Origin of the sequence: Cohnella sp. (assembly GCF_041640265.1) — a bacterium.
GTDB lineage: Bacteria > Bacillota > Bacilli > Paenibacillales > Paenibacillaceae > Cohnella.
This window is the reverse complement of the sequence record NZ_JBEQAP010000064.1, coordinates 23,700-29,900: the sequence shown is the minus strand read 5'-3', so window position 1 is coordinate 29,900 and position 6,201 is coordinate 23,700. Positions and strand designations below refer to the sequence as shown.

Sequence of the window (6,201 nt, the reverse complement as noted above, 5' to 3'; positions counted from 1 at the left end):
CTTTGTCACAGGGCTTCAACCTTAGGATCTCTCCACCAGTTGCCTGTCAGCTACGAGGCGACTTGGCTCTTACCTCGATTGATCTTTCATCAACTAGTTGTGCCTAGCTTGGCTAGGCGCGCAAAAAACAAAAACAGCCGTGAGCGCCCAAAAGCGTCCGGCTGCAAAAATATACCTTGCGGCCCAAAACTACTTTCGGCAGTCTGGCGATCCTACGGAGGACCCATGACTTTGCGCCCCAGTCTCACGGCTGGTTTGCCTTTTTCGGTTAATAGAATTGAACATAATAGGAAAATTATGGATGTAATATGGCTAATTATTGCAGAAATTAGCGAATATAGAACCACTTTTTTGAGACTTTTGTAACATTTTGTATTATGATGCATGTAATTAGGAGTATCATAGATTAAGAGATGACATGATTCTTTCTACCCAATATCGGGATTCAAATCCATAAATTTTATACAACAAATAAAAACGTGTGCCACGTCACAAGGACGATGGCACACGTTTATTCATTATCAGATTGTTGATAGGGTGTCAGACTCGTTCCAAAGACAATTCACCCGTTTCCGCATTTTTCAATAGAATAATTCCCTCATAAGGCTCACCCGCCGAAGACGTAAATTTCAACTTCCCCGTCTTCCCCTTCTGGATAAGGCTCCTCACCATAACATCCGTTAGTGTACGATCAAAGCTTTCCTTCCATATAACAAAGCCGCATCCTGTTCGGAAGTTACTGCAGCCATAACCCTTGCGCCCCATGAAAACATGGCCGCCGCAGCCAGCTCTCGGACAACTGCAGATGGTGTTAGGCTGGGCGGGAGGTGAAGCTGCTGCAGTTGCAGCCGCTGTTTTCGATGTGCCAGCCACCGACGCTGACTTGACAGCTACTCCCCGTGAAGCTGCGGCAGAGCTCGTTTTCCTCGATTTAGCTGCAGAATTCCCGTCCTCTTCCGTATCTGTTGCCGACTTACTCTTCCCTTTCGCTCCTTTGGCTGGAGGCTCCGGCTTCGCGAAAGCGTTCTTGGCAGCCGGACGTTGATGATTCACCTTCTCAATAATTTGGCAGGTAAATTTCTTAACGTTGCCCATGAATGCGTCCGCAGAGGCTTGTCCGCGGGAGATTTCTGTGAGGCGCCGCTCCCAATGACCCGTCATCTCCGGAGATGTAAGCAATTCTACGCCAGCTCCGCGGATGAGCTCAATAGCCATACGCCCTTTAGGCGTAACCATGATTCTTTTCCCCTGCATATCGACGTATCCAACCTGCTTCAAGCGTTCGATCGTCGCTGCCCGCGTGGCAGGGGTGCCGAGCCCCGAATCCTTCATCGCATCGCGCAGCTCCTCGTCCTCGATCTGCTTGCCCGCGCTTTCCATCGCCTTCAGCAGCGTTCCTTCCGTATAGTGCTTAGGAGGCTGCGTCTCCTTTGCCTTCACCTCAACGTCATTGCACATGACAGGCTGAGTCGCATCAAGCTCGAACGGGGCGTCCGTCTCTTGCTCTTCGTCCTCCCGCTCCTGCGAGCCTGATCCATCCTCTTTGGCGTTGTCTTTACTACCGCTGTCTTTCGCTGACTTAGCAGAATTAGTATCGTTGTAGATCACCTTCCAGCCCAATGACAGCAGCTGCTTCACCGTAGTCCGGAAGCTTTCCTTCTCCACCTCGGTCATGACCGTATGTACTTTGTACTCTGCGGCTGGGTAGAAATGGGACAGGAAACGCCGCACAATGAGATCGTACAGCTTCTTTTCGTCCGGGCTCAGCCCTTGCGGCTTCTTCATCGTTGGCATAATCGCGTGGTGATCCTCGACTTTGGCCGGGTTGCAGACGTTCTTGTTGTTCGTGCTCACAAGCCTTTTATTCGCATCCTTAACAAAGTCGCCATAATCGGTCGAGCTCCGCAAGGAATCTAGTATTTTATGCATCTCCGGAATGTTCTGATCATTCACGTAGTTGGAATTCGTCCGCGGATAAGAGATGACCTTATGCTTCTCATAGAGTGCCTGCGCTACATCCAGCGTTTTCTTGGCGGAGAAGCTGAACTTGCCGTTCGCTTCCCTCTGTAGAAGCGTCAGATCGTATAGCTTAAAAGGATACTCCTTCGTATCCTTCACCTCATAGCTGGCAATGACGCCCGGCTTGCCTTTCACTTTGACCGCAATGGCTTCGGCTTTCTCCGGGTCCGTTAATCGCTCGCCCTGCCAGATGCCTTTATATGAAGTTGCTTGCTGTGAGAATAGGCCTGTAATGTCATAAAATTTCAGCGAATCAAACGCTTCGATTTGCTTTTGGCGGTCGTAGATGAGGGCTAATACAGGCGTTTGCACGCGTCCGACGGACAACAGCTCGTTATGCTTCGTCGTGAAAGCACGCGAGCCGTTCATTCCGATCAGCCAATCCGCTTCGCTCCGCGCTCGTGCAGCACGCGTCAGGTTATCGTATTCGATGTTGTCCTTCAGCTGGTCAAAGCCCTTGCGAATCGTCTCCGCCGTAAGGTCTGAAATCCATAGCCGCTTGACAGGCTGCTGAAGATGAAGGTGCCTCACGATCAGTGAGAAAATATGCTGTCCCTCGCGCCCTGCATCGCATGCATTAACAAGCGCGTCACTGCGCTGAGCAAGCTCTTTAATCACATGAAGCTGATCCTTCGTTCTCGGGTTCGGAAGCAGCTTAAACGTATCCGGAATAATCGGCAGGTCGCCGAATCTCCACTTTTTGTATTTTTCGTCATAGAGATCCGGTTCCGCCAGCCCAATTAAATGGCCGATAGCCCAGGTGATGATATAATTTTCGCCCTCAAGGTAAGAGCGTTTGTTCTGTGCCTTCGGTTCAATGACGGCGGCAATGTTGCGGCCCATATCCGGCTTTTCCGCTATGACCAGCGTCTTCAAAAGGGGTCGTTCCTCTCCATGTGGGATTACACATTATCCGTTTCATTATACCACACGCCTTGGAGGGTGTAGGACCCCTTCCCAGTCTCGACAATTAGCGCACTCTCCCCCCCTGAGCGAAGGGGATTTCGACCAAAAGGAAAAAAGCTTGCCGGTAAGCGAGTCAGACCCGCTCCGAACAAGCTTCATAGGATTATTACACCAACAATATAGCCGAACTACCTCAACTTATTCGATACAGTTACTGGCTTATCGATCGGCTTACGAGGATTCGAAGGCTCGCTTTCACGGCGTCCCGGGAACCACCAGCTCGCACGGCCGAGCAGCTTCATCGTTACAGGCACGAGCAGCATCCGAATGACGGTTGAGTCGAGCGTTATAGCGATCGCCATCCCGAAGCCCAGCATCTGAATAGGAAGCACGCCCGAGAAGGCGAAGCCTGCGAACACCGCAACCATCAGTACTGCCGCACCCGTGATAAGCGGCCCTGTCTTCTCCATTCCTTCGGAAATACTTTCCTCATGGTTCCCCGTGCGATCGTATTCCTCTTTTATCCGGCTCACAAGAAACACTTCATAGTCGGTGCTAAGACCGAACAGCAACGCAAGCAACAGAACCGGGACGAAATGGATAATGTATCCGTTGGACTCCACATCGAAAATTTCCGATCCGTAACCCAGTGCAAATACAAGCACGAGAATGCCGTAAGTGGCGGCCACGGAGAACAGGTTCAGGATAATCGCCTTTAATGGAAGCAGAACACTTCGGAACGTTAGAACCAAGATGAAGAAGATTAGAATGAGCATGATCCCCAGCGCCGGCAGCAGGCTGTCGTTGATGGCCTTGACCGTATCCATACCGGTTATGGTTTCCCCGCCAATGCTGAATACGGTTCCTTCCGGCAGGTCGAATCCAGGCAGCACATTATCCCTGATATGCTTCACGAACTCTCTACTCTCATCGCTCGAGCCGTATTGATCTAACCCAACCTCGAGCAAGCCTATATGATGATCACTGCTCATATAACGATTAACCATCAAATTAACATCGCTAGGCAGAGCGCTTCCTCCCCCTTGCAGCAGCCCGGAAACAACACTTGAATCCATACCCGGGAAGAAGGATGCGACAGAAGTAACACCATCCACATGCTCTTGTTTCGCTAGCTCAGCCTGCAGCGCAGCTATCTTGGCCAGCGCATCCGGCGAGCTTAAATCATTGGTTTCGTTGCGCAGCACGATGCTGATCTGGTTTGACACTCCAATGCCGAACGATTTCTCCATGGCGGCATAGCCTTGGCGAACGGCCGTATCCGTGGGCAAGGTTCGTATATCCGGCGAATCCAGCTTCATGTCCAAAGCCGGGGAAGCCAGCGCAGCTAATGCCCCTAAAGTGAGAATAAGGAACAATACGGGTCTACGCATAATGGCATTCGTCCATCTTTTCCAGCCACTCGTTTGTGTACTTTGTTGAGGACGCAAGAAAGGAAGACTGCCCTTATTAATACGAGTTCCCAGAATAACCAACACCGCAGGCAGCAGCGTCAGGCTAGCTAATCCTGCCACAAGTACGACGACGATTCCACCGAAGGAAATCGCCTTAATCGCACCCAGCGGGACTATGAATAGCGCGGATAGTGCGGCAATGACCGTTATGGCGGAGAAAAATACGGTATGCCCGGCTGTTACCATCGTTTGCACGATCGCGTCTTGCTTGCTATTCCCTGGCTTACTAAGCTCCGCCTTAAACCGGCTGACTATAAACAGAGAATAGTCAATTCCGACACCAAGCCCCAGCATCATAGCGGAATTGGTCACGAATACCGAAAGCTCTATTTCCCTAGCCACGAGGTAAACAATTCCCATGGCAACTAACACAGAAGCAATCGTAACGATTAGCGGTGTCAGTGTGGCTACAATGGAACGGAACACGAGAAGAAGAATGATAATGATGAGAGGGAATACGATCATTTCCGCTTGGGCTAGCCCCTCTTGGCTTTGTACGCTGCTCTCACCCCAGAAAGCCGCCCCGCCAACGAGGTATGCTTCTATTCCAAGACCCTCCGCCTGCTCCACAACGCGATCCTGATACTCAGGCACCTTGTTGATAACGAAATCCAATTTCATATTCATTTCCACGAAGGCAATGCTGAGATTGGGGTCTTCGCCGACAAGTCCCGAACCAATCGCCTCGGATGCATCCAGAATGCTGAATACGCTCGCGACGCCTTCCTCCGTTTTCAGCCGGTCGATGATCTGCCCCAGCTTCTCGTTATATTCAGGCGATCCAACCGCATGCCCTGGATCCCGGAGAACTAGCGTCATGGAGCTCTCCGATCTGCCATCGAATTCCTGTGCCAGCAGCTTTCCCGCAGTTAACGATTGCGAGCCGGGAACGTCCCAGCCGCCTCCGCTGAGCAGCGGCGTGAGCTTCCCAAAGCCATAACCTCCGAATAAAGCGAACAAAATCCATACTGCAACAACCAGCCACCTAACCTTATAAAGAGCTTTCCCCCAACTACGCAACAAACCGTGCATTTCCCTCCACCATCTCTCTCCGTTTAATCTTTTTATTCTCTTTTCACTATATATGCCGCTTGCTGTTTGACCATTCAAACAACAAGCGGTAAAAAAGAAAAAACCGAGTTTACGATTTTCTCTTTTTGTTCATTTGTTCATAATATGCGCCTAACATCTCCGCAAGCATACCGTATGCTTCGTCATATTTGAAGTCTGGATCCGCGACCTTCTGCAAGCCTAAGCCTTCGACAATGGCGTAAAAGATTGATGCGAATGTATCGGATATTTCTTTGGGAAAGCCTGCAATAGCTTCGACATTCTCACTTATGCTATCTCGCTCAGTCTTCAGCATTTCCCTTAATGTAGCCCGAGCTGACTCGTTACGCAGTCCAATGGCAAACAGCTCATAACGCAGCCTGAGCCATTCTGGCTCCTCCACTGCCCTGATCTTGGGTATCTCGAGTATATTCGCAATTGATTCGAAGGTTAACGGCTTATCGTCTGCCGGGATTGGAATCTGAATGGAGTCGCAATACTTCTCCGTTTCCCTGCGAAACACCTCCGCGAACAGTAAATCCTTACTCGGAAAATAATAATTGATCAAGCCCTGCGCTACGCCAGCAGTCATGGCTATTTCCTTGGTAGAGGCTTTGTCGTAGCCCTTCTCCGATAATACTTTATAAGCGGCCGTAATGATTCTGTCTCTTTTGTCTGCGTCTGTCATCGGCACACATCCTGCATCATATAGGATTACACTCAAAATTGAATGAACGTTCAAACAGATAGTAGC

The 6,201-nt window shown here is 50.3% G+C and carries 3 protein-coding genes and 1 riboswitch; all 3 genes read right to left on the bottom strand.

The genetic code is table 11. The annotated features are described in order from the left end of the window. Nucleotides 1–194: 194 nt before the first annotated feature. Nucleotides 195–270, bottom strand: a riboswitch (cyclic di-GMP riboswitch). A gap of 270 nt (nt 271–540) precedes the next feature. Further along, nucleotides 541–2,895, bottom strand: coding sequence for a type IA DNA topoisomerase (locus ACESLK_RS27090; RefSeq protein ID WP_373232922.1), 2,355 nt, complete (start codon nt 2,893–2,895; stop codon nt 541–543). A 218-nt stretch (nt 2,896–3,113) separates the two neighbouring features. Continuing rightward, the gene (locus ACESLK_RS27085; protein WP_373232921.1) at nt 3,114–5,507 is read right to left on the bottom strand and encodes an MMPL family transporter; all 2,394 of its coding nucleotides are present in this window, start codon (nt 5,505–5,507) and stop codon (nt 3,114–3,116) included. A gap of 31 nt (nt 5,508–5,538) precedes the next feature. Continuing rightward, nucleotides 5,539–6,135 carry a TetR/AcrR family transcriptional regulator gene (locus ACESLK_RS27080; protein WP_373232920.1) on the bottom strand — a complete coding sequence of 199 codons (597 nt, stop codon included), beginning with the start codon at nt 6,133–6,135 and terminating at the stop codon, nt 5,539–5,541. Between the last annotated feature and the right edge of the window lie 66 nt (nt 6,136–6,201).

Bases quoted from the DNA above. Each gene is read 5' to 3' on its own strand.
- ACESLK_RS27080 (WP_373232920.1), bottom strand. From the start codon at position 6,135: ATGACAGACGCAGACAAAAGAGACAGAATCATTACGGCCGCTTATAAA.